This window comes from Verrucosispora sp. WMMD573, from assembly GCF_027497175.1.
Classification (GTDB): domain Bacteria; phylum Actinomycetota; class Actinomycetes; order Mycobacteriales; family Micromonosporaceae; genus Micromonospora.
The window spans coordinates 551,749-574,658 of record NZ_CP114901.1; the positions used below are offsets into that span (position 1 = coordinate 551,749).

The following is a 22,910-nucleotide window of genomic DNA, read 5'->3' on the forward strand; positions in this document are numbered from 1 at the left end:
CACCGGACACTGGGCAGACCGCCGCCGATCCGCTTCCGGGTCCGGCGGGTGCCGACACCCCGACGGGCGAGCCGGCCCAGGTCAGCTCGGCACGGTCAGCCGACCCGGATCCGCAGGTGGACCACACGCTGGACCTGTTCGGCGGGGCGGACGAGACGCCACCGCCCGGCCGACGGGGACGCGACGCCTGACTGTGCGGGCACGGTCGCTCGCCGCCTATGCTGGCCGGTGTGCTCCCGCCAGCGCTGGCCGGCCCGCGCCGCAGGGCAACCCCTAGGGTCGTCGGCGCGCGGGCCGCCCGTGGCCGGGCCGACCTCGCCGCCGGCGGTGGCCATCGCGTCAGTCGCCTCTACCCGTCAGGAGCCCGTTCGACATGACCCAGTCCCCCGCCGTGCGTACGCCCGACCGATCCGGTCCGGTCCGCCTCGGCGAGCGCGCCGCCCGTACCCTCGTCTCCGAGCTTGCCCGGATCAACGAACCGAAGGCCGCCCTGCTGGTCGGCGCGGCTCCGGAGTCCGCGGTGCTGACCGCGGCGATCGAAGCGCTGCTGCCCGGCGACACCCTCACCCTGGTGCCCGCCGAACGGGTCAGCGCCACGGCGCTGCGGGAGCACGTCACCGCTCAGGGCCGCTGGGTCGCCGAGCGGGTCCGGGTCGTGGACAGCCTCGCCGAGGTGGAGGCCGCCGCGGTGGTCATCGCCGCCGAAGCGTTCACCGGCACCGCCGACGAGGCCCGCACCACCATCGGAACGCTCACCAAGTACCTGGCCGACGGCGCGGTGCTCAGCGTCGCCACCGCGGTCGCCCGGACCGCCGGCGCCGCCGCCGAGTTGGACCGGCAGGGCGCGTTGTACGGCGTCGGCAACGACCTGGTGCTGCTCAACAAGCCGCCGGTACGCGTGTACCGGCTCCGCTTCACCCCGGCCGAGGTCGCTGCGGCGGAGCAGCTCGCGCCCGCGTACCGGCCGTCGAGCGTGCCGCTCAGCCGAGACATGCACATCGACTCCAACGGGGTCGCCGCCGCCGGCATCGCCCTCGGGCTGGCCGCGCTGGCCCGACTGGCCCGACCGAAGTCGAAGCTCTGGCTGCTGCCCGCACTGGCCGCCGCGCCGGTGGCGGCCTTCTTCCGGGATCCGCAGCGGGACGTGCCGGAGGACCCGTCGGCCGTGGTGGCCGCCGCCGACGGGCAGGTGTTGTCGGTGCAGCGCCTGACCGACGAGCGCTTCGGCGACGGCGAGTTCCTCCGGATCGCCGTCTTCCTGTCGGTGCTGGACGTGCACGTCAACCGCTCCCCGGTGGCCGGCAAGGTGGTCGACTACTTCGTCGCCGACGGCGGGTTCGTCAACGCGATGAAACCGGACGCGGAGCACAACGTGGCCGCCTACACGGTGCTGGACACCACCCACGGCACCGTGGTGGTGGCCCAGCGGACCGGCCTGATCGCCCGCCGGATCGTGCAGCGCGCTCCGATCGGCGCGTTGCTGGCCCGGGGCGAACGGTTCGGGCTGATCCGCTTCGGCTCGCGTACCGACGTCTACCTGCCGGCAGAGGCCGCGGAACCGTTGGTCGGCCCGGGCGACAAGGTGATCGGTGGATCGACGGTGATCGCCCGCTGGCGCTGACCCCAATACGAGACCGCGCGCGGGTCACGGCCGCACGCGGGTGAGCCCGCACGCGGGTTGCGGCAACCTGGGCCCTCAGCCCGCCCGGAGGCCGCGACATGCCGCGAGTCGGGTGCCGCCTGGCGGAGATGGGGCGAAGAAGAAGGGACGTCGCGGCCAAGCCGCGACGTCCCTTCTTCAGCAGTGGAGTGGGTCAGACGATGGTGCGACGCTGGCGCAGCCAGAGCACCGGACCGCTGACCAGATAGCCGACCACGATCAGTCCGAAGGTGAGCCGGACGTCGATCAGCGCGCCGACCACCGGCGCGAGCCAGACCCACGGCGGCAGCTTGACCAGGCGGGCGAGCTTGGCGTAGGGGAAGCTGCTGACCATGGTGAAGGCGAGCAGGGCCACCCCCGCGATCTGCACCGCCCCCGGCACCGGCATACCGATCACCACCATCAGGGCGAGCACGGCGGCGGCCATGGTGGTGGGTACGCCCGAGAAGAACCGTCCGTCGCTCGGCGAGACGTTGAACCTCGCCAACCGGATGGCGGCGCAGGCGGCGACGAGCGCGGCGGCCACCGCGGCGGCGGCCGTCGGCGCGGAACCGGCCAGCGACGCGTAGACCACCACGGGCGCGGCGAGTCCGAAGGAGCACATGTCGGCCAGCGAGTCCATCTGGGCGCCGAACGGGCTGGACACCCCGAGCTTGCGGGCCAACGCACCGTCCAGGCCGTCGAACGCGACGCAGGCGATCAGGAGGAACGCGGCCAGCCGCACCTCGCCCTGCATGGCGACGAAGATCGCGTTGATGCCGAGCAGCAGGCTGGCCAGAGTGCAGGCGTTGACCAGGGCGAACTTCATCCGTCGCGCCGGGGTCCGCTCACCCGGCAGCAGCGGTACCGGTGTCGCTGTCGACTCGCCAAGCGCCGGAGCCAGCGCGGCGGGTGGGTTGACCGTGACCGGGCCGACCAGCGAGCCGACCGGGGCGATGGTCTCCATCCCGGAGCGGTGGGACCGCCTGAGGCCGTATCGGCGACGTGGGCGGTCCTGATAGCGGGGCTCGGGCAACACGTCGGTCGCGCCGTGCATTTCCGCACCTCGGCGGCCGACGCGAACCAGCAGGACCTGGCGGGCGAGGGTGCCGCTGCGGCGCAGCGGGCCCGTCCAGCTTCGCCCTGCGGGACGCGGGCTGTCAGTCGTACGACGCCGGCGCCATGGGGCTCTCGGCACGCTTCCTCCATCACCGGATCGGCTTACCGCCACGTGGCGGGCGTCCGGCTGTCTCGTGCCGGACCTTCCTGGCCCGGCAGCCGTTTTGCGGAGTACACCATCGCACAGGGGGGTGGGGGATGGCGATAGCTGCCGGCGGTACTTATATCTCCCTTAACCGCGCGAACCGCCGTCTTATTCCCATCCGGGACACTCGCCCGTTTTCTACGCCTGCCCTGCCTCGACTGTACCGGAGGTTGTCCGCCCCGGCTCGGTGGCAAGAGGAGCCCGGCACCGCCACCGTAGGTCACCTCGGTGCCTCCAGAGCCATCACGGCGATCTCAGTCAGCGGAAGATTCCGCAGTTCAGATGTGGTGAACCAGGCGGCATGAGCGGTGGAGCCACCGGCCAGTTCGGTCACCGCCGGTTCGGTCGGCAGGTCAACCTCGACCCGGTAGACGACCCGGACGCCGTGCCAGTCGATGGGGTACCCCTCCGGGCCCAGGGCCGCCGGGTTGTGCAGGTTGTCCACCCCGATCAGCCCGGTCACCCGGCCCAGTTGGCCGGACTCCTCAACCAGCTCCCGTAGCAACGCGGTGACGGGTTGTTCGCCGTGATCGGTGCCCCCGCCGGGGAGGTGCCACCGGCCCGCACCGGGATAGCCCTCGGCGATCATCGTCAGCAGCACCCGTCCGTCCGGGTCGGTGACCACCCCGTACGCCCCGAAGCGCTGCCGGCGGTTGGCCCCGGGACCGGGGAACGGTTCTCGACGGCGCAGGGCACCGGACGGCAGCGGAACGACCGGCAGACCGACCGCTTCGGCGGTGAACGGCAGCAGCGGCAGGTCGGCCGCCTCGTCCAGGGTCAGCCAACGGGCCAGGTCGGTGGTGCCGTCACGCTCGGCAACCAGCCGTCCGCCGACCGTCGTCACGTCGAACAGCATCCGATCGGTGTGCAGGGCCACCCCGAGATCCGGGTACGGCACCACGTCCGCGACGACCGCGCGCAGCCCGCTCACCTCGACGGTCAGCCCGGTCTCCTCGGTGACCTCGCGGACCACCGCGTCTGCGGGATGTTCGGCGTGCTCCAGCCCACCACCGGGCAGCGACCAGACCCCGGGAAAGTCCGCCAGCGCGGATCCCCGCACCAGCAGCACCCGCCGCCCGGCGTCCCGCACCACCCCGTACGCCCCCACCCGCCGCACCCGCTCCACAACCCCAAGCCCCCGCCCCATACCCCCACCCACAAAACCCCACCCACAAAAACCGCGCCCACAGAACCGCGCCGATCATGAAGTTATCGCCCTCGCCGGCGGCGTGTCGGAACAATAACTTCATGATCGGCGCGGGCAGGCAGGCAGGCGCGGGCAGGCAGGCGGGCAGGCGGGCGCGGGTGGGGTGGGTCAGGTTAGGTGGGCGGCTTGGACGGCTTCGGCGGTCACCTCGGTGAGGCGGTCGGTGGGCAGGGCACCGAGTTCCTCCCGGGCGAACCAGCGGGCCTCGCAGGTGGAGCCGCCGACGTCACCGACGGTGGGCGGGGCTGGCTGGTCCACCACCACTCGGTAGAAGGCACGCACCCCGTGCCAGTCGATCGGGTAGCCCTCGGGGCCGAGCGAGGCGGCATCCCGGTGACTGGCCACCCCGAGCAACCCGACGAGCCGCCCGGTCTGCCCGGTCTCCTCGACCAACTCCCGGATCAGCGCCGCGCTCGGCTGCTCGCCGTAGTCGGTGCCGCCACCGGGCAGGTGCCAGCAGCCGGCGCCCGGGTAGCCGTCGGAGACCCGGGTCAGCAGCACCCGCCCCTCCGGGTCGGTCACCACGGCGTACGCGGCGAAGCGCTGCGCGCGGTGCAGCCCGTCCGGGCCGGGTACCGCGTAGAAGGAGGGGAACTCCGGCGGCTCGTCCGGCACGATGTCCGCCGACGAGGCGGGCAGCCCGAGCGCGCGGGCGGTGAACGAGCGGAGCGGCAACCGCGCCGCCTCCTCCCGGGTGAACCAGCGGGCCAGGTCGGTGGGCCGGTCGACCCGGTCGGTGAGCGAGCCGCCCCGGACCGACACCCGGTAGACCAACCGGTCGGTGTGGATGGTGATGCCCCGCTCGGGCAGTGCCCGCATGTCGGCCAGCACGTCGTGCAGGCTGGCGACGGCCACCGACAGGCCGGTCTCGGCGGCGGTCTCACGGACGACGGTGTGGTGCGGGTCCTCGCCGTGGTCGACCGCCCCGCCGGGCAGGGACCACGTGCCGGGGGTGCCGGAGCGCTCCGATGCGCGGACCAGCAGCACTCGGTCTACGGAATCAGTACAGACTGCGTATGCCGCGATCCTGCGCAGCGGCTCCAGCATGGTGGTCACGGAGCCAAATTCTCCCCGCCACCCGTTACCGATGCGGAAAAGAGTCGGATTCCTGACTGATGTCTCGCCCCTGAGATGGGCTTCAGGGTAGGGATCGGGGCGGTCACCGAGGTCGATACGCTGAGCGACGAGGACTGTGGAGACATGACTTCCACACCCCACGCTCCGTACCGACAGCTGCGCCGCCCCACCACCGACCGGATGATCGCCGGTGTGGCCAGCGGTCTCGGCCGCTACTTCGGCGTCGACCCCACCCTGGTCCGGGTGGCATTCGCCGTCGTCACCCTGGTGACCGGCGGGATCGCCGCGCTCGCGTACCCGATCATGTGGTTCCTGATGCCCGAGGAGCCGGCCGGCGCACCTGCCTGGCCGCACCCGACGCCCGGTGCGCCGCACGGACCCGCCGGCACGCCGCCGCAGCCGGCCACCACACCGCACCCCGCCTGGCCGTTCCCCGGGCCGACCGGTCCGGTGCCGCACGCCGGACCGGCGGCACCGACCACCTGGCCGCCCGCAACCAGTCCGCCCGCATCGCCGACCCCGCACCCCGACGCTCCGCCGGCACGACCCGAGCCGTCGACGCCTGCCGACAGCGGCCCGGCCCGGCCTGAAGGTCCGCCGGCCCGCCCGGATACCACGTCAGAGACCGGCACGACGCCGGAACCGGCGCCGCGACCGGCACCTCAGCCACCGGCGTGAGGCGCTGTCATCACACCCCGAAGCGGTACGGCGTCACTCCCACTCGATGGTGCCGGGGGGCTTGCTGGTGACATCCAGCACCACCCGGTTCACCTCGGCCACCTCATTGGTGATCCGGGTGGAGATCCGGGCGATCACGTCGTAGGGCAGCCGGGACCAGTCAGCGGTCATCGCGTCCTCGCTGGAGACCGGGCGCAGCACCACGGGATGCCCGTAGCTGCGCCCGTCACCCTGCACCCCGACGCTGCGTACGTCGGCCAACAGCACCACCGGGAACTGCCAGACGTCCCGGTCGAGACCGGCGGCGCTGAGTTCCTGGCGGGCAATGAAGTCGGCCCGGCGGAGCACGTCGAGCCGCTCCCGGTCGACCGCCCCGATGATCCGGATGGCCAGGCCGGGACCCGGGAACGGGTGCCGCCAGACCATCGCCTCGGGCAGCCCGAGCTGGAGGCCGAGCGTACGGACCTCGTCCTTGAACAGCGTGCGCAGCGGCTCGACCAGGGCGAACTTCAGATCCTCGGGCAGCCCGCCGACGTTGTGGTGGCTCTTGATGTTGGCGGTACCGGTGCCGCCCCCGGACTCGACCACGTCCGGGTAGAGGGTGCCCTGCACCAGAAACTCGACGTCACCGTGCGAGGCGATCTCCCGGGCAGCAGCCTCGAAGACCCGGATGAACTCCCGCCCGATGATCTTGCGCTTCTGCTCCGGGTCGGTCACCCCGGCTAGCGCGCCGAGGAACCGGTCGGCCGCGTCGACCACCTTCAGCTTGATGCCGGTGGCCGCGACGTAGTCCTTCTCCACCTGCTCGGCCTCGCCCGCCCGCAGCAGCCCGTGGTCGACGAAGACGCAGGTCAACTGGTCGCCGACGGCCTTGTGCACCAGCGCGGCGGCGACCGCTGAATCCACCCCGCCGCTCAGGCCGCAGATGACCTCCTTGTCGCCGACCTGCTCGCGGATCCGGGCCACCTGCTCGTCGATGATGTTCTCGGCGGTCCAGGTCGGCTCGATCCCAGCGATCTCGTAGAGGAAGCGGGTCAGCATCTCCTGCCCGTACGCGGTGTGCCCCACCTCCGGGTGGAACTGCACGCCGGCCCGTCGACCGGTCATGTCCTCGAAGGCGGCGACCGGCGCACCGGCCGACTCCGCGGTCACCGTGAAACCCTCCGGCGCCTCGGTCACGCAGTCGCCGTGGCTCATCCACACCGGCAGGTCGGCCGGCAGGTCGCGGAGCAGCACACCGGGGTCGAGCAGGCGGGGGCGCAGCGGGGTGCCACCGTACTCACGGCCACCGGTGCGCGCCACGGTGCCGCCGAGGGAGCGGGCCATCGCCTGGAACCCGTAACAGATGCCGAAGACCGGCACGCCAGCGGTGAACAGCCCGTCGTCGACCTGCGGGGCACCCGGCTCGTAGACGCTGGCCGGACCGCCGGAGAGGATGATCGCGGCGGGGTCGCGGGCCAGCATCTCGGCCACGGGCATGGTGTGCGGAACGATCTCGGAGTAGACGTTCGCCTCGCGTACCCGGCGGGCGATCAGCTGGGCGTACTGGGCTCCGAAGTCGACCACGAGGACAGGACGCGGCAGGCTCATAGCCGGCAATCCTACCCAGCGTGACGCCCCCTCCCCCGCCCCCACCCCGCCCACCCCGCCCCACCGCAGCACGCGCCGATCATGCAGTCATGGCAGCTGGTTCGCCACGTTCCATGCCCTTTGCGAGGTGCCACAAATGCATGATCGCGGGGGTGTGGGGGTGTGGGGGTGTGGGGGTGTGGGGGTGTGGGGGTGTGGTGTGCGCTGTCAAAGGTGGTGGAGGGTGGCGGGGGCGTGTGGGGGGACGGCGGGGTGGTGGGGAGGGATGGGGGCGAGGCGGTGGTAGGGGGTGCCGGGGGCGGGACGGGGGTCGGGGTCGCCCTTGTTGGGCCAGAGGGACAGGGCGCGCTCGGCCTGGGCGGTGATGGTGAGCGACGGGTTGACACCCAGGTTGGCAGAGACGGCGGCACCGTCGACGACGTGCAGGCCGGGGTGGCCGTGCACCCGGTGGTAGGGGTCGATCACGCCATCGGCGGCGGTGGCGCCGATGGCCGCGCCGCCCAGGATGTGCGCGGTCACCGGGATGTCGAACGGCTCGGTCAGCGCGCCGCCCGGCGTACCGTCGATCTCCTCGGCGAGCAACCGGACCGCCTCGTTGCCGGCCGGGATCCAGGTCGGGTTGGGGCGGCCGTGGCCCGGGCCGGAGACGAGCCGGCGACCCCGCAGCCGGAGCGTCAGCGAGTTGTCGGTCGACTGCATCACCAGGGCGATCACCGTACGCTCCGACCAGCGTCGGACGGAGAGCATCCGGGCGGCCACCCGGGGCTGCCGGAGCAACTGCCCGAGCCACCGGCGCAGCCGGTGCGGCCCACCGTCGACAAGCAGTGACTGGAGCAGCCCCATCGCGTTCGAGCCCCGGCCGTAGCGCACCGGCTCGACGTGGGTCTGCGGATCCGGGTGGAACGAGCTGGTGATGGCGACCCCCTCGGTGAAGTCGACGCCGCGTTTCCGGGCCCGTCGGCGCGGCACCGAGGCACCGAGGATCGCCTCCGAGTTGGTCCTGGTCAGCTCGCCGAGCCGGGGCGAGAGGCCGGGCAGGTGACCCCGTTCCCGTCCTTCGTGCAGCAGCCGCTGGGTGCCCAGCGCGCCGGCGGCGAAGACCACCTGGTCGGCGTGGATCACCTGCGACCTGCGGCGCAGCCAGGCGCCGGTGCGCTCGGTGTGCACCTGGTATCCGCCGTCGGCCGGCCGGACCGAGGTCACCGTGGTCAGCGGATGCACCCGGACGCCGAGCCGTTCGGCCAGCCATAGATAGTTCTTGACAAGCGTGTTCTTCGCGCCGACGCGGCAGCCGGTCATGCAGGCCCCGCAGTGGGTGCAGCCGGTACGCTCCGGGCCGGCCCCGCCGAAGTACGGGTCGGCGACCCGCTCCCCCGGCCGGCCGAGGTGCACGCCGACCGGGGTGGCATGGAAGGTGTGCAGCGCTCCCATCCGCTCGGCGACCCGCCGCATCGCCCGGTCCGCCCCCGTGGCGATCGGATACGTGGCCACCCCGAGCATCCGCTTGGCCTGGTCGTAGTGGGGGGCCAGTTCGGCCCGCCAGTCGGTGAGGTGCCGCCACTGCGGGTCGTCGTAGAAGGCGTCCAGGGGTTCGTAGAGAGTGTTGGCGTACACCAGCGAGCCTCCACCGACGCCGGCTCCGGAGAGCACCAGCACGCCGCCGCCGGCTCGTCGGTGGGCAGCCCGAAGCAGGGTGATGCGCTGGAGGCCGAAACAACCCAGCCGCGGCGCCCACAGGAAGCGACGCAGCCGCCACGAGGTCTGTGGGAACTCGTCGTCGGCGAACCGCCGGCCCGCCTCCAGTACGCCGACCGAGTAGCCCTTCTCGGCCAGCCGCAGAGCGGCGACGCTGCCGCCGAAGCCCGACCCGATGACCACCACGTCGTACCGCATGGACGCATCATTACTTGTGAGTAGATCTCGCGCCAGGCCCTGTTTCCACGCGATCATGCTCCGCACCACGTCGGTCTCGCCCGATCGGGACGCAACCATGAGCCCGGTTCAACGCGTTGGACCGATATCGACCCAGGGCGGGTGTCGAAGTCCTCCGTCGAGCCGAGGCGGCGGCGCAGGCGGCGGCGCAGGCGGCGGCGCAGGCGGCGGCGCAGGCGGCGGCGCAGGCGGCGGCGCAGGCGGCCAGGATTCGACAGACGCGCTAAGGAGGCGGGGGATGATGCTCGGAGCAGACCGGAGACGGTTGACGTTTGTGCTGGCCGGTCTGGTCACGCTGGTGGTGGTCGCGGTGATCGGCGTGGTGGTGGCGCGTACCGGTAGCGACGACCGCCGGACGCCGACCGCCGCCACCGGCGGCCCGAGCGGGTCGCCCAGCCCGAGCCCCACCCCGAGCCCGAGTCCGCCACCGGGCGCCGACATCACCGGCCCGCTCAACCTGCTGCTGGTGGGGGTGGACACCCGGGTGAGCGTGCCCGACTGGGAGCCGCACGCCGACGCCGTACTCGTGCTGCACGTGCCGGCGGGGCTGTCCAAGGCGTACCTTTTCTCTCTCCCCCGCGACCTGGTGGTGGACATCCCGGCCTACAAGCCCGCCGGCTACCCGGGTGGGCGGACCAAGCTCACCCACGCGATGAGCTACGGCAGTCGGGTAGCGGACCGTCCCAAGCGGCCCGACCCCGCCCAGGGGTACGAGTTGCTGCGCCGCACCGTAAGCGACTACACCGGCCTGCGCATCGACGCGGGCGCGGTGCTCACCTTCGGCGGCTTCGACGAGTTGGTGGACAGTTTGGGTGGCGTGGACATCCGCGTCGACCAGCGGGTCGTGTCGCGGCACCGGCAACCCGACGGCAAGCACCGGAAGCCGGGCCCGGGGGTGGGCGGCTACATCGGGCCACAGATGGTCTACGAACCAGGCGAGCGGCACCTCAACGGCTGGCAGGCCCTCGACTACGCCCGCCAGCGTTACCTGCCCGGTGGTGACTACGCCCGGCAACGCCACCACCAGCAGCTGATCCGGGCGCTGATCGGAAAGATCCTCGATGCGAACCTGGCCCGGCAGCCCGAGCGGGTCGAACAGGTGGTCGCGGCGCTCGGCGACGCACTGTTCTACGTCGGCGGCCCGCGGATCGTGGACTTCGCGTACGCCCTGGGCTCGTTGTCGCCGCGGGCGGTCACGCTGGTCGGACTGCCCGGCGCGTCGGTGGGTCGGGGCAGCGCCTACCGGGGCGAGGAACTGACCTCGGTCGGCCGCCGTTTCCTCACCGAACTGCGCGCCGGCAGAGTCGACGCGTTCCTGGCCGACAATCCGAAACTGAAGGTGAAGAGCTGACCGGACCCGCCACCGGGCGATGAAACGCCTCACCCGGTGGCGGAAGGTCACCTAGAGACGCTTTGGCGTGGCGGGCTTCTTCTTGCCGTAGAGCCAGGCGTCGAAGAGCTTCTTCAGCTTCTCACCGGAGATCCGCTCCGCCAGCGCCACGAACTCCTCCGTGGTGCCGTTGGCGTCACGCTTCTCCCGCGCCCAGGTCTTGAGGATCTCGAAGAACGCCTTGTCGCCCACGGACACCCGCAACGCGTGCACCGTCATCGCACCGCGCTGGTAGACCGACTCGCTGAACATGTTCTTCACCCCCGGCTTGCCCGGCGGCGTACGCCAGACCTCCGCCGGCACCCGCGCCATCCGGATCTCGAACGCCTCCTTCGCGGTGAACTCGTCGGTGTGCTCGGCCCACAACCATTCGGCGTACGACGAGAGACCCTCGTTGAGCCAGATGTCCTGCCACCGGCTCAACGCCACACTGTTGCCGAACCACTGGTGGGCGACCTCGTGCGCGACGACGCCGGTGTTCTCGCCCCGCCGGAAGAAGCCCGCCGAGTAGACCGACCGGCTCTGCGTCTCCAACGCGTACCGGATCCGCTCGTCCGACACGACCACACCGCCGTACGCCTCGACCGGGTACGGGCCGAAGACGGTTTCCAGGTAGTCGGCCACCTTGAGGGTCTTGGCCATTGACGCGTCCGCTGCGCCCTTGGAGACCTTCGTGGTCACCGCGTTGAACACCGGCCGTCCCTTGTGGCTGCCCTCGGTGATCCGGAACTTTCCGATCGCCACCATGCTCAGGTAGCTGGCCATCGGCGTGTTCTCGGCCCAGCGCCAGGTGGTCCAGCCGGCGCTGCTGGTCTTGCCGTCCGGAACACCGTTGCTGATCGCGGTCAGCCCCTTCGGGACGGTGATCTCGAACCGGTAGGTGGCCTTGTCCGACGGGTGATCGTTCACCGGGAACCAGGTGCTGGCCGACTCGGGCTGGCCGAGCGCGATCGCGCCGTCGCTGGTGTGCAGCCAGCCACCCTCACCGACCGCCTCGTTCTTCAGCGACTTCGGCTTGCCCGCGTACGTGATCTCGGCGGTGAAGTCCCGGCCGGACACCAGCCCCTCGGCCGGAGCGACGACCAGTTCGTTCTTCTCCTGCCGGTGTTGTGCCGGCGCACCGTCCACCGTGACCGCGCTGACCTTCAGGTGCGCCAGGTCGAGGTTGAACGACGACAGGTCGGCCGTTGCCTTGGCCTGGACCGTGGTGACGCCGCTCAACTGGTCCTTCGCCGGGTCGTAGCGAACCTTCACCGTGTAGCCGGCGACGTCGTAGCCGCCGTTGCCGTAGCTGGGGAAGTACGGATCCCCGGCCCCCGCGGCACCGGGTCGGAAGTCCGGTGCCGGCGTCGCCGACTCGCTCGGCGTTGCCGCGCTCGGCTCTGTCTCCTCCGGGGCGGCCGAATCACAGCCGGTCAGCCCCAACGTCCCCACCAGCAGCAGAGCCACGCTCCGCCGAAGGTGCGTCCGCACACCTGTCATCGCACGTCCTCCCCGTGACACGTGACCGACCGACCGTCGGCCCGCGCGACCGACCGTCCGATCGCAGGCCGCAGCCTACCGATCAAGTGATCACTGGAAGAACGTCGATCCGGCAGTGGCCGCGAGCCGTTCGCCGGCCGACACTGGTCGGGCGGACGAGGCACCCGTCAGGGCAGGGTTGGGGGCGGGTGCGGCGGTGCTGTCAGGGCAGGGTTGGGGGCGGGTGCGGCGGTGCTGTCAGGGCATGGTTGGGACGGCTGAGCCCGTCAGGGCAGGGCGGGTGCGGCGGTGCCGGTCAGCCAGGCATCGAAGAACGGGCCCAACTCACGCCCGGAGACCCGCTCGGCCAGGGCGACGAAGTCGGCGGTGGTGGCCGTGCCGTCCCGACGCTCGCTGGTCCACGTCCGCAGCATCTCGAAGAAGGCGTCATCGCCGACGGTACGCCGCAGCGCGTGCACGGCCAGCGCCCCGCGCTTGTAGACAGCGGTGCTGAACATCTGACCGGGTCCGGGATCGAGGGTGCGCCGGGACCAGTCGGTGGCCGCGTACTGGATCTCGAAGTTGCGGTGGGCGCTGCGCCCGCCGTCGTGCTCCTCCCACAGCCACTCGGCGTAGCTGGCGAAGCCCTCGTTGAGCCAGATGTCACCCCAGCGGGCCAGCGCCACACTGTTGCCGAACCACTGGTGGGCCAACTCGTGGGCGACCACGCTGTAGTTCGGCTCGCCGCCCCGGAAGAACCCCGGTCCGTAGACCGGCCGGGACTGGGTCTCCAGCGCGTACCCGATCCGGCCGTCGGAGACCACCACGCCGCCGTACGACTCGAAGGGGTACGGCCCGAAGCGGGTGGTCAGGAAGTCGGCGATCTCACCGGTGCGGGCCAGTGAGGCAGCCGCCGGCCCGGTCGCCGGCAGTCCAACCGGCACGGCGGTGACCATCGGCCGGCCGGCGTGCTCGCCGGTCTGCACCCGGTAGTCGCCGATCACCAGCGTGGTGAGGTAGCTCGCCATCGGTGAGCGCTCGGCCCAGCGCCAGGTGGTCCAGCCGTCGGCGCTGGTCCGTTCCCCGGGCACCCCGTTGCTGAGCGCGGCGAGCCCGTCCGGGACGGTCACCGCGAGGTCGTAGGTGGCCTTGTCCGACGGATGGTCGTTGACCGGGAACCAGGTGGCCGCCGAGTGCGGTTGGCCGAGGGCGATCGCGCCGTCGTCGGTGTGCTGGAAGCCGCCACTGCCCAGCACACCGTCGGCGTCCGCCTCGGGCACGCCGCCGTAGGCGACCTCCACCGTGAACCGGCTGCCGGAGTCGAGCCCTCGGGCCGGGGTGACCACCAGTTCATCGTCGTTCCGTCGGTGCTCGGCCGAGGCACCGTCCACGGTCACCGAGTCGACCTTCAACCCGGACAGGTCCAGGTTGAAGCGGGACAGTCCGTGGGTCGCGGTCGCGGTGATCTCGGCGCTGCCGGTGAGCCGGTCGTCCGCCGGGTCGTAGCGCACCCCGAGCCGGTAGTGGGCGACGTCGTACCCGCCGTTGCCGCTGCCCGGCACGTACGGGTCGCCGAGGTCGGCACTGCCCGCCCGGAACTCGCCCGGTCCCGCCGCCTCCCGGTCGCTAATGCCGCCGACCACCAGCACCATCGCCGCCACCACGGCAACGACCACCGCCGCCGCACCGGCCCCCCACCACCTGCCAACCCTGCTGCTCACCAACCCGAGCCTACTGCCGCCCGCTCCGTCGATCATGGAGTTGTGGCACGTGGCGAATCGGGCATTACCCATCCAACCGGGTGCCACAACTGCATGATCGACGGAGCGGGAGGGCGGGGGGTCAGCGGTCTAGGATCAGGCCGACCTTCTGGAACTCCTTGAGGTCGCGGTAGCCGCACTTGGCCATGGCTCGGCGCAGGCCGCCGAAGAGGTTGAGCTGGCCGTCCGGCTCGTCGGCGGGGCCGAAGAGGAGACGCTCCATCGAGCCGAGGGGCTCACCGGCGGTCTCGAAGGCGCCGCGAGGCAGCGACGGGTGGCTGGCCGCCGAGTGCCACCAGGACCCACCGGCCGGCGCCTCCTCGCACAGCGACAACGGCTCGCCCAGCATCACCGCGTCCGCGCCGCAGCCGAGGGCCTTGGCGATGTCGCCGGAGGTGCGGATGTCGCCGTCGGCGATGAGGTGCACGTACCGGCCGCCGGTCTCGTCGAGGTAGTCGCGCCGCGCTGCGGCGGCGTCGGCGATCGCGGTGGCCATCGGTACCCGGATGCCGAGCACCGACTCGGTGGTGGACCACTCGTCCCCGCCGATGCCGATGATCACGCCGGCGGCGCCGGTGCGCATCAGGTGCAGGGCCGTCTTGTAGTCGGTGCAACCGCCGACGATGACCGGGAGGTCGAGGTCGGCGATGAACTCCTTGAGGTTGAGCGGCTCGTCGGTGGTCGAGACGTGCTCGGCCGAGACGATGGTGCCCTGGATGACCAGGATGTCGACGCCCGCGTCGAGGATGACCGGCGCCAGCGCCAGGGTGTGCTGCGGTGATACGCGCACCGCCACGGTGCCGCCACCGTCGCGCAGCTCACGGACCCGCTCGGTGATCAGATCCGGGCGGATCGGCTCGGCGTACACCTCCTGGAGCCGTTTGGTGGCGCGGGCGTCCTCGTCGAGGCCGCCGAGCTCCTCCAGCACCTTGCTCGGGTTCTCGTAACGGGTCCACAGCCCTTCGACGTTGAGTACGCCGAGCCCGCCGAGCTGGCCGAGCCGGACCGCCGAGGCCGGGCTCATCGTCGCGTCGGAGGGGTGCCCGACGCACGGGATGCCGAACTGGTACGCGTCCAGCTGCCACCCGGTGGAGACGTCGTCGACGTCCCGCGTCCGGCGGGACGGCACGATGGCGATCTCGTCCAGGTGGTAGCCGCGCTGCGCGGTCTTGCCCAGCCCGATCTCGACCACGTCACGCATGGGGCACTCCAGATGTCTTCCGGGGGTGGGGGGACCAGATGTCTTCGAGGGTGGGGGGCGGGGGTCAGCGGGTGTGGTAGTTGGGGGCTTCGACGGTCATCTGGATGTCGTGCGGGTGGCTCTCCTTGAGCCCGGCCGCGGTGATCCGGATGAGCTGACCCCGCTGGTGCAGCTCGGGGATGTTCTCCGCACCCGCGTACCCCATCGCCAGCCGCAGGCCGCCGACCAGCTGATGGGCGACCCGGGCCAACGGCCCACGGTACGGCACCTGGCCCTCGACGCCCTCCGGGACCAGCTTCTCGTCGCTTGTCACGTCCTGCTGGAAGTAGCGGTCCTTGGAGTACGACTTGGCCTGCCCACGGGACTGCATGGCACCGAGCGAGCCCATGCCCCGGTACGTCTTGAACTGCTTGCCGTTGACGAAGATCAGCTCACCGGGGCTCTCCTCGCAGCCGGCCAGCAGGCTGCCGAGCATCACCGTGTCCGCGCCGGCGACAAGTGCCTTGGCGATGTCGCCGGAGTACTGGATGCCGCCGTCACCGATGACCGGCACGCCGGCCGGGCGGGCCGCCCGGGTCGCCTCCATGATCGCCGTGATCTGCGGAACGCCCACGCCCGCCACGATCCGGGTGGTGCAGATGGCACCCGGCCCGACACCGACCTTCACGCCGTCGGCACCGGCGTCGACGAGGGCCTTCGCCCCGGCGTACGTCGCCACGTTGCCGCCGACGATGTCGATGGCCACGTCCTTCTTGAGCCGGCTGACCATCTCCAGCACCGCGCGCTGGTGGCCGTGGGCGGTGTCCACGATGATGACGTCGACGCCGGCGTCGACAAGCGCCCGGGCACGCTTGTATGCGTCCTCGCCGACACCGATGGCCGCCGCCACCCGCAGCCGCCCCGCCTCGTCCTTGGTGGCGCTCGGGTACTGCTCGCTCTTGGTGAAGTCCTTCACGGTGATCAGCCCGCGCAGCTTGCCCGAGCCGTCGACGATCGGCAGCTTCTCGACCTTGTGCTGGCGCAGCAGGCCGAGCGCCTCGTCCTTGCTCACCCCGACCCGGGCGGTGACCAGCGGCGCCTTGGTCATGATCTCGCGGACCGGCAGGGCCGGGTCGGAGACGAAGCGCATGTCCCGGTTGGTGACGATGCCCACCAGCTGCCCCTGGGCGTCCACCACCGGCACGCCCGAGATGCGGTACCGCCCGCAGAGCTGGTCGACCTCGCGCAGGGTGTCGTCCGGGCTCGCGGTCACCGGGTTGGTGATCATGCCCGACTCGGAGCGCTTGACCAGATCGACCTGGAGCGCCTGGTCCTCCACCGAGAGGTTGCGGTGCAGCACGCCGATGCCACCCTGGCGGGCCATCGCGATCGCCATCCGGGCCTCGGTGACCGTGTCCATCGCGCTGGACAGCAGCGGGATGGAGAGCGAGACGTTACGGGTCAGCCGGGTGATCGTGTTCACCCGGCTCGGTACCACGTCGGACTCGCCCGGCTGGAGCAGCACGTCGTCGAAGGTCAGCCCCAGCGGCACCACCCTGGCCGAGCCGGCGGGCAGCTCGGGCAGATGGCCGCCCAGCTCGCCACCCTCGACGCCGGCGGAAAGGTCGGTACGGGGCGAATTCTCCACGATTGCTCTCCTGAGCTGCTCGAACCGGGCTTCAGCGAGGTGGCACGGGGGCACCGGCGAACGCCGGGCGAGGGTGTCAGCCTCATCGTACCCACTGAAGCTTTCACCCCCTGAACCGCGCGGCGCTGGCCCCGGTAACGGCTCGCGCGACCGGGGGACACGCGTCGGCGGTGGCAGGGGACTACGGTGAGGGGGTGCACGACGATCCCATCGACCCGTTCACCGGCGACCCGACCGATCCGGCGGCCGACCTGGACGCCCCCGACGACGACGCGCCGCTGGACCCACTGACCGACGTCGAGCGCCAGGACGTGCTGGAGGATCTCGCCGACCTGGAGATCTACCAGGCACTGCTCGCGCCGATCGGCGTACGCGGGCTGGTCATCGAGTGTGAGGACTGCCGGGAGCCGCACTACTTCGACTGGGACCTGCTCCGGGGAAACCTTCGGCACCTGCTCACCTCCGGGCGCCCACGGGTGCACGAGCCGGCCTACGATCCCGACCCCGACCACTACGTCACCTGGGACTACGCGCGGGGTTACGCCGACGGTGTGCACGACACCCTCAGCGAAGGCACCGAGGACGAGCCCGACTCGGGCCGCTGAGTCCACGTTCTTCCAGACCGGCCCGCTCGGTGAGACCGGCCCGCTCGGCCAGACCGGCCCGCTCGGCCAGACCGGCCCGCTCGGCCAGACCGGCCCGCTCGGCCAGACCGGCCCGCTCGGCCAGACCGGCCCGCTCGGCCAGACCGGTCCGGGCCGGCGAACTCGGCCGGACTCGGGCCGGCCGGATTGCTACGCGACCAGCCCGGCCCGGAAGCCAGCGGCCACGGCGTGCGCCCGGTCGCGGGCACCGAGCTTGCGGAACAGCCGCCGGGCGTGGGTCTTCACGGTGTCCTCGGAGACGAACAGTTCCCGGCCGATCTCGGCGTTGCTCTTGCCCTCGGCCATGCCGAGCAGCACCTGTAGCTCCCGCTCGGTCAGGCCGATGGCGGACCGGTCGGTTCGAGCTGTCGACGTGGGTTTGCCCGGCTCGGACTCGGCACCCGGCTCGGCGGGATCGTCGCCCCGCTGCACCGGCACGACCGCCGGACCGCCCGCCGCGTCCGTACCCGGCCAGGCGGTGGGCGCATCGCCGCCGGTGCGGCCAGCGGGCGCCGGGCGGGCCGGGCTGCCGACCGCTGCGGCGTCCCGGGCGGGGTCAGCGATCCGGTGCCGGTTGGTCCGTCCGGGCGCGGCGAGCAGCAGCAACGCTTTGGCGACGGCGCTGGTCAGATCCTGGTCGACCCCCTGGATCAGCCCTCGCGCCCCGGCGCCGATGGTCGCCGCCGCCGCCTCGGACTCCTCGGCGCCGAGCAGCAGGACGGCGGCCTGCGGAGCGCGGGCCAGCACCCGACGGACGAAGCCGACGCTGTCGGGGCGGGTGAGCGCGGTGTCGGCGAGCACCACATCGGCCGGACGTTCAGCCAGCCGCAACATCACCTCGGGGTCGGAGACCGCCGTCCGGACGGCACCCGACAATCCCAACCGCGCTGCCGCGGAGGTCAGGTGCTGCGCCGCGAGCGGCGTTCGAACGCACACGAGAACGGTACGCACAGGCATCTCCTCTCCGCTGACGAGCAGACCATGACCAGCCCCGGTCGGGAGGAGGTTCCGGGCAATCCTCCCAACTTTTCCGACAGATAGGGCATATGCCGCAATCTGCCGGATGTTCTGGATCAAAGACGTGTGAGGCGAGGGACGCCCGGGTAGGGAGTGGCCAGGCCGGGAACGGTGCGCCTGCGCGGCCCGCCGCCCGGACAACCGGCCACAAGCTGTCTCGCGGTGCCGCGCGAGAGGAGGGGTGCTGATGTCGAACGTACGTAGACTGCCCGGACCCATCATCGACCTCTGGGACTGGCAGCGGCTCGGTGCCTGCCGAGGCCGCGACAGCGCCCAGTTCTTCCACCCCGACGGCGAGCGGGGCTCGTCCCGGCTACGCCGGGAGTCCTCCGCCAAGGCCGTCTGCCGTGCCTGCCCCGTCCGCGCCGAGTGCGCCGCGCACGCCCTGGCGGTACGCGAGCCGTACGGCGTCTGGGGCGGCTTCAGCGAGTCCGAGCGACTGCGACTGCTCGCGGTCGGCTGGGAGGACCTCGCCGACCGTCGCCAGACCCGCGTCGACATCAACCGGCTGGAGGCCCGACTGGGCAGCTCACACCGTTCGACGGTGCCCATCCAGCGCAACGTCGCCTGACCACTCGCACCACCGACGCCGCGTCCGCCCCGGACGCGGCGTCACCCTATCCACCCACTCCCACCACTCCCACTCCCACCACTCCCGCCCCGTTGATCATGAAGTTGTTGTCATCGACACGCCGAGGGGGCGACAACAACTTCATGATCAACCGGGCGGGTGGGGACCGGCGCAGGGGGGAAGCGGTGCGGGGGTGGGGGGTGGGGGTCTCGGGGTCAGGGGACGGTGAGGGTGACGGAGTGCCAGCCGGTCGCGCCGTCGGGGGCGACGTCCTGCCGTTGGGCGGTCTGGGTCTGGCCGGTGCTGTCCGTCGCCCGGACCTGGAGGGTGTGCTCCCCCGGGGTCGCCTGCCACTGCCATGACCACTGCACCCAGGTGTCCACCGAGATGGTCGGCGCCAGTTGGGCCTCCTGCCAGGGCCCTTCGTCGACGCGTACCTCGACGCGGTCGATGCCCCGGTGCTGCGCCCAGGCGACGCCCGCGACCATGACCGGGCCGGCGGCCGGGCGGTTGCGTGGGCGGGGCGTGTCGATCCGCGACTGCGTCTTCACCGGCCCCTGCGCCGACCACCCCCGGGGCACCCAGTACGCGTCGAAATCGGCGAAACTGGTCAACTCGATCTCGGTGATCCACTTGCAGGCCGACACGTAGCCGTACAGGCCCGGCACCACCATCCGGACCGGGAAGCCGTGCTGCACCGGCAGCGGCTCGCCGTTCATGCCGACAGCGAGCAGCGCGTCCCGCCCGTCCCGCAGCGCGGCGGTCGGGGTGCCACAGGTCCAACCGTCGACCGAGCGCCCGACCACCTGGTCGGCGCCGTCCAGCGGCCCCACCTCGTCGAGCAGTTCGCGGATCGGTACGCCGAGCCACCGCGCGTTGCCGATCAGGTCGCCGCCGACCTCGTTGGAGACACAGGCCAGCGTCACGTACCGCTCCACCATCGGCCGAGCGAGCAGATCGGCGTAGCTCAGCGTGACCGGGTTGCGGACCCGGCCGTGGATGCGCAGCCGCCACGTCTCCGGATCGACCTGCGGCACCACAAGCGCGGTGTCGATCCGGTAGAAGCTCCGGTTCGACGTGACGTAGCTGGCCAGCCCGGGCACGGACAAGTTGGCACCGGCCGGCACCGGTGGTGCGGCAGCGACCGGGGCCGGCAGCGTGATCGCCTCGCGGGCGGCCGACACTCCCTGGCGGCCGGCCAACCACCGCCCCGCCACTCCCCCGACGGCGGCCACCCCGAGCACCGTCCCGACCCCGGTGAGGAACCGCCGCCGCGAGTCCGGGTCGACCTGCCGCCCGGGACCTGCGGGGCCCGATGGGCCACCGGCGGCCGGCGGGCTTCCCGGGGCCGACGGACTGCCGGCCGACGCGGTCGGGTCGGTCGTCGTCCCGTCGGGGACCCCGACGGTCCCGGCCGAATCCGGGTCGGGGGGCACGGCGGGATTGGCCACGGAGGGCGGGCCGGACGGCGTCGGTGGGGCCCACGGCCAGGGGTCGAGTTCCAGCGGGCCGGCGACGAACGCCCAGAGCGCGACCCCGCCGACCGCCGCTCCGAGCAGCGACGGGAGCACGTCGGCGGCGTCCGCGCCGGCCCGGGTCAGGGCCGCCGCCGCGCCGATCCCGGCGAAGACGACGATGCCGGCCAGGCCCACCGTCAGCCGCCGGGCGGCCAGCATGCCGATCAGGGCGGCGAAGCCGCCGAGCAGCAGCGCCGTGCCGACCAGTAGGGCGATCTTGTCGTACGTGCCGAAGACCTCGATGCCGAACCGCTTGACCGGCTCCGGGGCGGTGTCCACGACGAGACCGCCGACCGCGACGAGCGGGGACGACCGGGGGCCGGTCAGGGCGGCAACCACTTCGGCGGTGCCGATGGCCGCCGCAGCGGCGGCGATGCCGGCCAGGGCCGCGAACCGGGGTGTCGTGCTGCTCACCCGCCCAGTGTTTCCCACCGGCCACCGGTCCGGTAGCGCCGTCGGCGTTCCGTAACCTCTCGTCACCGCGCACCGGCCCGGAACCGGGTCCGACGTCCCGAGGGGTCCGACGTCCCGAGGGGTCCGCCTCCGCCGCCGGCTCCGGCGCACGACCGTCCCACTCACGCGCGTGGGGCGCACCGTCGTCGACGGTGCGCCCCACGTCCGGCGTACGGCAGGCTCAGAAGCCGGGGCCGTGCTGGTGGCTGTGACCGTGGCCGTGCGAGTGGCCGTGGCCACCCGCGGCGGGCTCCGGCTCGGCCGGCTTCTCCACCACCAGGCTCTCGGTGGTGAGCAGCAGACCGGCGATCGACGCGGCGTTGGTGACCGCGTTGCGGGTCACCTTGACCGGGTCGATGATGCCGGCCTTGGTCAGGTCGACGTACTCACCGACGGCGGCGTCGAGGCCGTGGCCCCAGTCGCTGCCGGCGACCTTCTGCACGACGACGTAGCCGTCGTGGCCGGCGTTCTGGGCGATCCAGCGCAGCGGCTCGACAAGCGCCTTACGCACGATCGACACGCCGACCTTCTCGTCGCCGGTGAAGCCGAGGTCGTCGTCGAGCACCGACAGGATCTGCGCCAGGGCGGCACCGCCGCCGGGCACCGTACCCTCCTCGACAGCGGCCTTGGTCGCGGCGATGGCGTCCTCGATGCGGTGCTTGCGCTCCTTCATCTCGACCTCGGTGGCCGCGCCGACCTTGACCACCGCGACACCGCCGGAGAGCTTGGCCAGCCGCTCGGCGAGCTTCTCCCGGTCCCAGTCGGAGTCCGAGGCCTCGATCTCCTTGCGGATCTGCGCGACCCGGTCGGCCACCTCGCTGGCCTGGCCGCCACCCTCGACGACCGTGGTGTTCTCCTTGTCGACCACGATGCGCCGGGCGCTGCCCAGCACCTCCAGGCCGACCTGGTCGAGCTTGTAGCCCAGCTCCGGGGCGACCAGCTCGGCGCCGGTGAGGATCGCCATGTCCTGGAGCATCGCCTTGCGGCGGTCACCGAACCCGGGCGCCTTGACCGCGCAGACCTTTATGGTCTTACGGATGGCGTTGACCACCAGGGTGGACAGCGCCTGCCCCTCGACGTCCTCGGCGATGATGAGCAGCGGCTTGTTGTTCTGGAGAACCTTCTCCAGCAGCGGCAGCAGCTCCTCGATCGCCGAGATCTTCTGCGTGGTGATCAGGATGTACGCGTCCTCCAGGACGGACTCCTGCGACTCCACGTCGGTGACGAAGTTCGGCGAGATGAAGCCCTTGTCGAACTGGAGACCCTCGGTGACGTCCAGCTCGGTGTGCAGGGCCGAGCCTTCCTCGACGGTGATCACACCGTCGCGGCCGACCTTCTCCATCGCCTCGGCGATCAGCTCGCCGATGGTGGCGTCCTGCGCGGAGATCGTCGCGACGTGCGCGACCGACTTCTTGTCGGAGACCTCGACGGCCTTGCCGAGCAGCGCCTCGGAGACCTTGGTGGCGGCGGCGTCGATGCCCCGCTTGAGGCCGGCCGGGTTGGCGCCCGCGGTGACGTTGCGCAGGCCCTCGCGGACCATGGCCTGGGCGAGCACGGTCGCGGTGGTGGTCCCGTCGCCGGCGACGTCGTTGGTCTTGGTCGCCACCTCCTTGACCAGCTGCGCGCCGAGGTTCTCGTACGGGTTGGTGAGCTCGATCTCCTTGGCGATGGTCACACCATCGTTGGTGATCGTCGGTGCACCGAATTTCTTGTCGAGGACGACGTTGCGCCCGCGCGGCCCGAGGGTGACCTTGACCGCGTCAGCGAGCGCGTTGACACCGTGCTCCAGCAGGTGCCGGGCGTCGTCCGAGAAGCTCAGGATCTTCGCCATGAATGTCCCTTCGAAGCGACGTTGCCCCGGCCCGGCGAGCCGGACCGGGGC

The 22,910-nt window shown here is 71.9% G+C and carries 16 protein-coding genes and 1 pseudogene; 5 read left to right on the forward strand and 12 right to left on the reverse strand.

Annotation, left to right across the window (positions count from 1 at the left end; all coding sequences use genetic code 11):
- Positions 1-373 precede the first annotated feature (373 nt).
- Positions 374-1,621, forward strand: a complete 1,248-nt coding sequence (locus O7601_RS02550) for a phosphatidylserine decarboxylase (protein ID WP_281564694.1) — start codon at positions 374-376, stop codon at positions 1,619-1,621.
- 193 nt (positions 1,622-1,814) lie between these two features.
- On the opposite strand, the gene O7601_RS02555 is transcribed toward O7601_RS02550, so the two are convergent.
- The 3 genes from O7601_RS02555 to O7601_RS02565 form a co-directional block, all read right to left on the reverse strand.
- The gene (locus O7601_RS02555) at positions 1,815-2,762 is read right to left on the reverse strand and encodes a CDP-alcohol phosphatidyltransferase family protein (RefSeq protein ID WP_281566770.1); all 948 of its coding nucleotides are present in this window, start codon (positions 2,760-2,762) and stop codon (positions 1,815-1,817) included.
- Positions 2,763-3,123: 361 nt separating this feature from the next.
- Entirely contained in the window at positions 3,124-4,050 is a 927-nt protein-coding gene (locus tag O7601_RS02560) for an NUDIX domain-containing protein (protein WP_281564695.1), read from the reverse strand.
- 168 nt (positions 4,051-4,218) lie between these two features.
- Positions 4,219-5,166 (reverse strand): NUDIX hydrolase, encoded by a 948-nt coding sequence (locus O7601_RS02565; protein WP_281564696.1) that lies wholly within the window; start codon positions 5,164-5,166, stop codon positions 4,219-4,221.
- A gap of 144 nt (positions 5,167-5,310) precedes the next feature.
- Between O7601_RS02565 and O7601_RS02570 the strand changes: the two are divergent.
- Positions 5,311-5,652 (forward strand): annotated as a pseudogene (locus tag O7601_RS02570) (PspC domain-containing protein); the annotation flags it as partial.
- A 246-nt stretch (positions 5,653-5,898) separates the two neighbouring features.
- On the opposite strand, the gene guaA reads toward O7601_RS02570, so the two are convergent.
- Both guaA and O7601_RS02580 read right to left on the reverse strand, forming a co-directional pair.
- Entirely contained in the window at positions 5,899-7,455 is a 1,557-nt protein-coding gene (guaA, locus tag O7601_RS02575) for a glutamine-hydrolyzing GMP synthase (protein ID WP_281564697.1), read from the reverse strand.
- A 207-nt stretch (positions 7,456-7,662) separates the two neighbouring features.
- On the reverse strand, positions 7,663-9,348 hold the full coding sequence (locus O7601_RS02580) for a GMC family oxidoreductase (protein WP_281564698.1): 1,686 nt from the start codon (positions 9,346-9,348) through the stop codon (positions 7,663-7,665).
- A gap of 277 nt (positions 9,349-9,625) precedes the next feature.
- Here O7601_RS02580 and O7601_RS02585 point away from each other — a divergent pair, with 277 nt between their 5' ends.
- On the forward strand, positions 9,626-10,738 hold the full coding sequence (locus O7601_RS02585) for an LCP family protein (RefSeq protein WP_281564699.1): 1,113 nt from the start codon (positions 9,626-9,628) through the stop codon (positions 10,736-10,738).
- Positions 10,739-10,789: 51 nt separating this feature from the next.
- Here the strand turns inward: O7601_RS02585 and O7601_RS02590 are convergent, their stop codons facing one another.
- From O7601_RS02590 to guaB, 4 genes are all read right to left on the reverse strand, one after another.
- Positions 10,790-12,259 carry a M1 family metallopeptidase gene (locus O7601_RS02590; RefSeq protein WP_281564700.1) on the reverse strand — a complete coding sequence of 490 codons (1,470 nt, stop codon included), beginning with the start codon at positions 12,257-12,259 and terminating at the stop codon, positions 10,790-10,792.
- A gap of 266 nt (positions 12,260-12,525) precedes the next feature.
- Positions 12,526-13,890, reverse strand: coding sequence for a M1 family metallopeptidase (locus O7601_RS02595; RefSeq protein WP_281566771.1), 1,365 nt, complete (start codon positions 13,888-13,890; stop codon positions 12,526-12,528).
- 190 nt (positions 13,891-14,080) lie between these two features.
- A complete protein-coding gene (locus O7601_RS02600) occupies positions 14,081-15,199 on the reverse strand; it encodes a GuaB3 family IMP dehydrogenase-related protein (RefSeq protein ID WP_281564701.1) in 1,119 nt (372 codons plus the stop codon).
- A 64-nt stretch (positions 15,200-15,263) separates the two neighbouring features.
- Positions 15,264-16,826, reverse strand: coding sequence for an IMP dehydrogenase (guaB, locus tag O7601_RS02605; protein ID WP_281564702.1), 1,563 nt, complete (start codon positions 16,824-16,826; stop codon positions 15,264-15,266).
- 194 nt (positions 16,827-17,020) lie between these two features.
- On the opposite strand from guaB, the gene O7601_RS02610 reads away from it, so the two are divergent.
- Complete coding sequence (locus tag O7601_RS02610; protein ID WP_281564703.1) at positions 17,021-17,431, forward strand: DUF5319 family protein; 411 nt, start codon at positions 17,021-17,023, stop codon at positions 17,429-17,431.
- 189 nt (positions 17,432-17,620) lie between these two features.
- Here O7601_RS02610 and O7601_RS02615 read toward each other — a convergent pair whose 3' ends face one another.
- Complete coding sequence (locus tag O7601_RS02615; protein WP_281564704.1) at positions 17,621-18,421, reverse strand: helix-turn-helix transcriptional regulator; 801 nt, start codon at positions 18,419-18,421, stop codon at positions 17,621-17,623.
- Positions 18,422-18,674: 253 nt separating this feature from the next.
- Here O7601_RS02615 and O7601_RS02620 point away from each other — a divergent pair, with 253 nt between their 5' ends.
- A complete protein-coding gene (locus tag O7601_RS02620; RefSeq protein ID WP_093405453.1) occupies positions 18,675-19,058 on the forward strand; it encodes a WhiB family transcriptional regulator in 384 nt (127 codons plus the stop codon).
- 215 nt (positions 19,059-19,273) lie between these two features.
- Here the strand turns inward: O7601_RS02620 and O7601_RS02625 are convergent, their stop codons facing one another.
- Together O7601_RS02625 and groL are read right to left on the reverse strand one after the other, a co-directional pair.
- Entirely contained in the window at positions 19,274-20,989 is a 1,716-nt protein-coding gene (locus O7601_RS02625; protein WP_281564705.1) for a sulfite oxidase, read from the reverse strand.
- Between the two features lie 220 nt (positions 20,990-21,209).
- On the reverse strand, positions 21,210-22,859 hold the full coding sequence (gene groL, locus O7601_RS02630) for a chaperonin GroEL (protein ID WP_281564706.1): 1,650 nt from the start codon (positions 22,857-22,859) through the stop codon (positions 21,210-21,212).
- Positions 22,860-22,910: the final 51 nt, after the last annotated feature.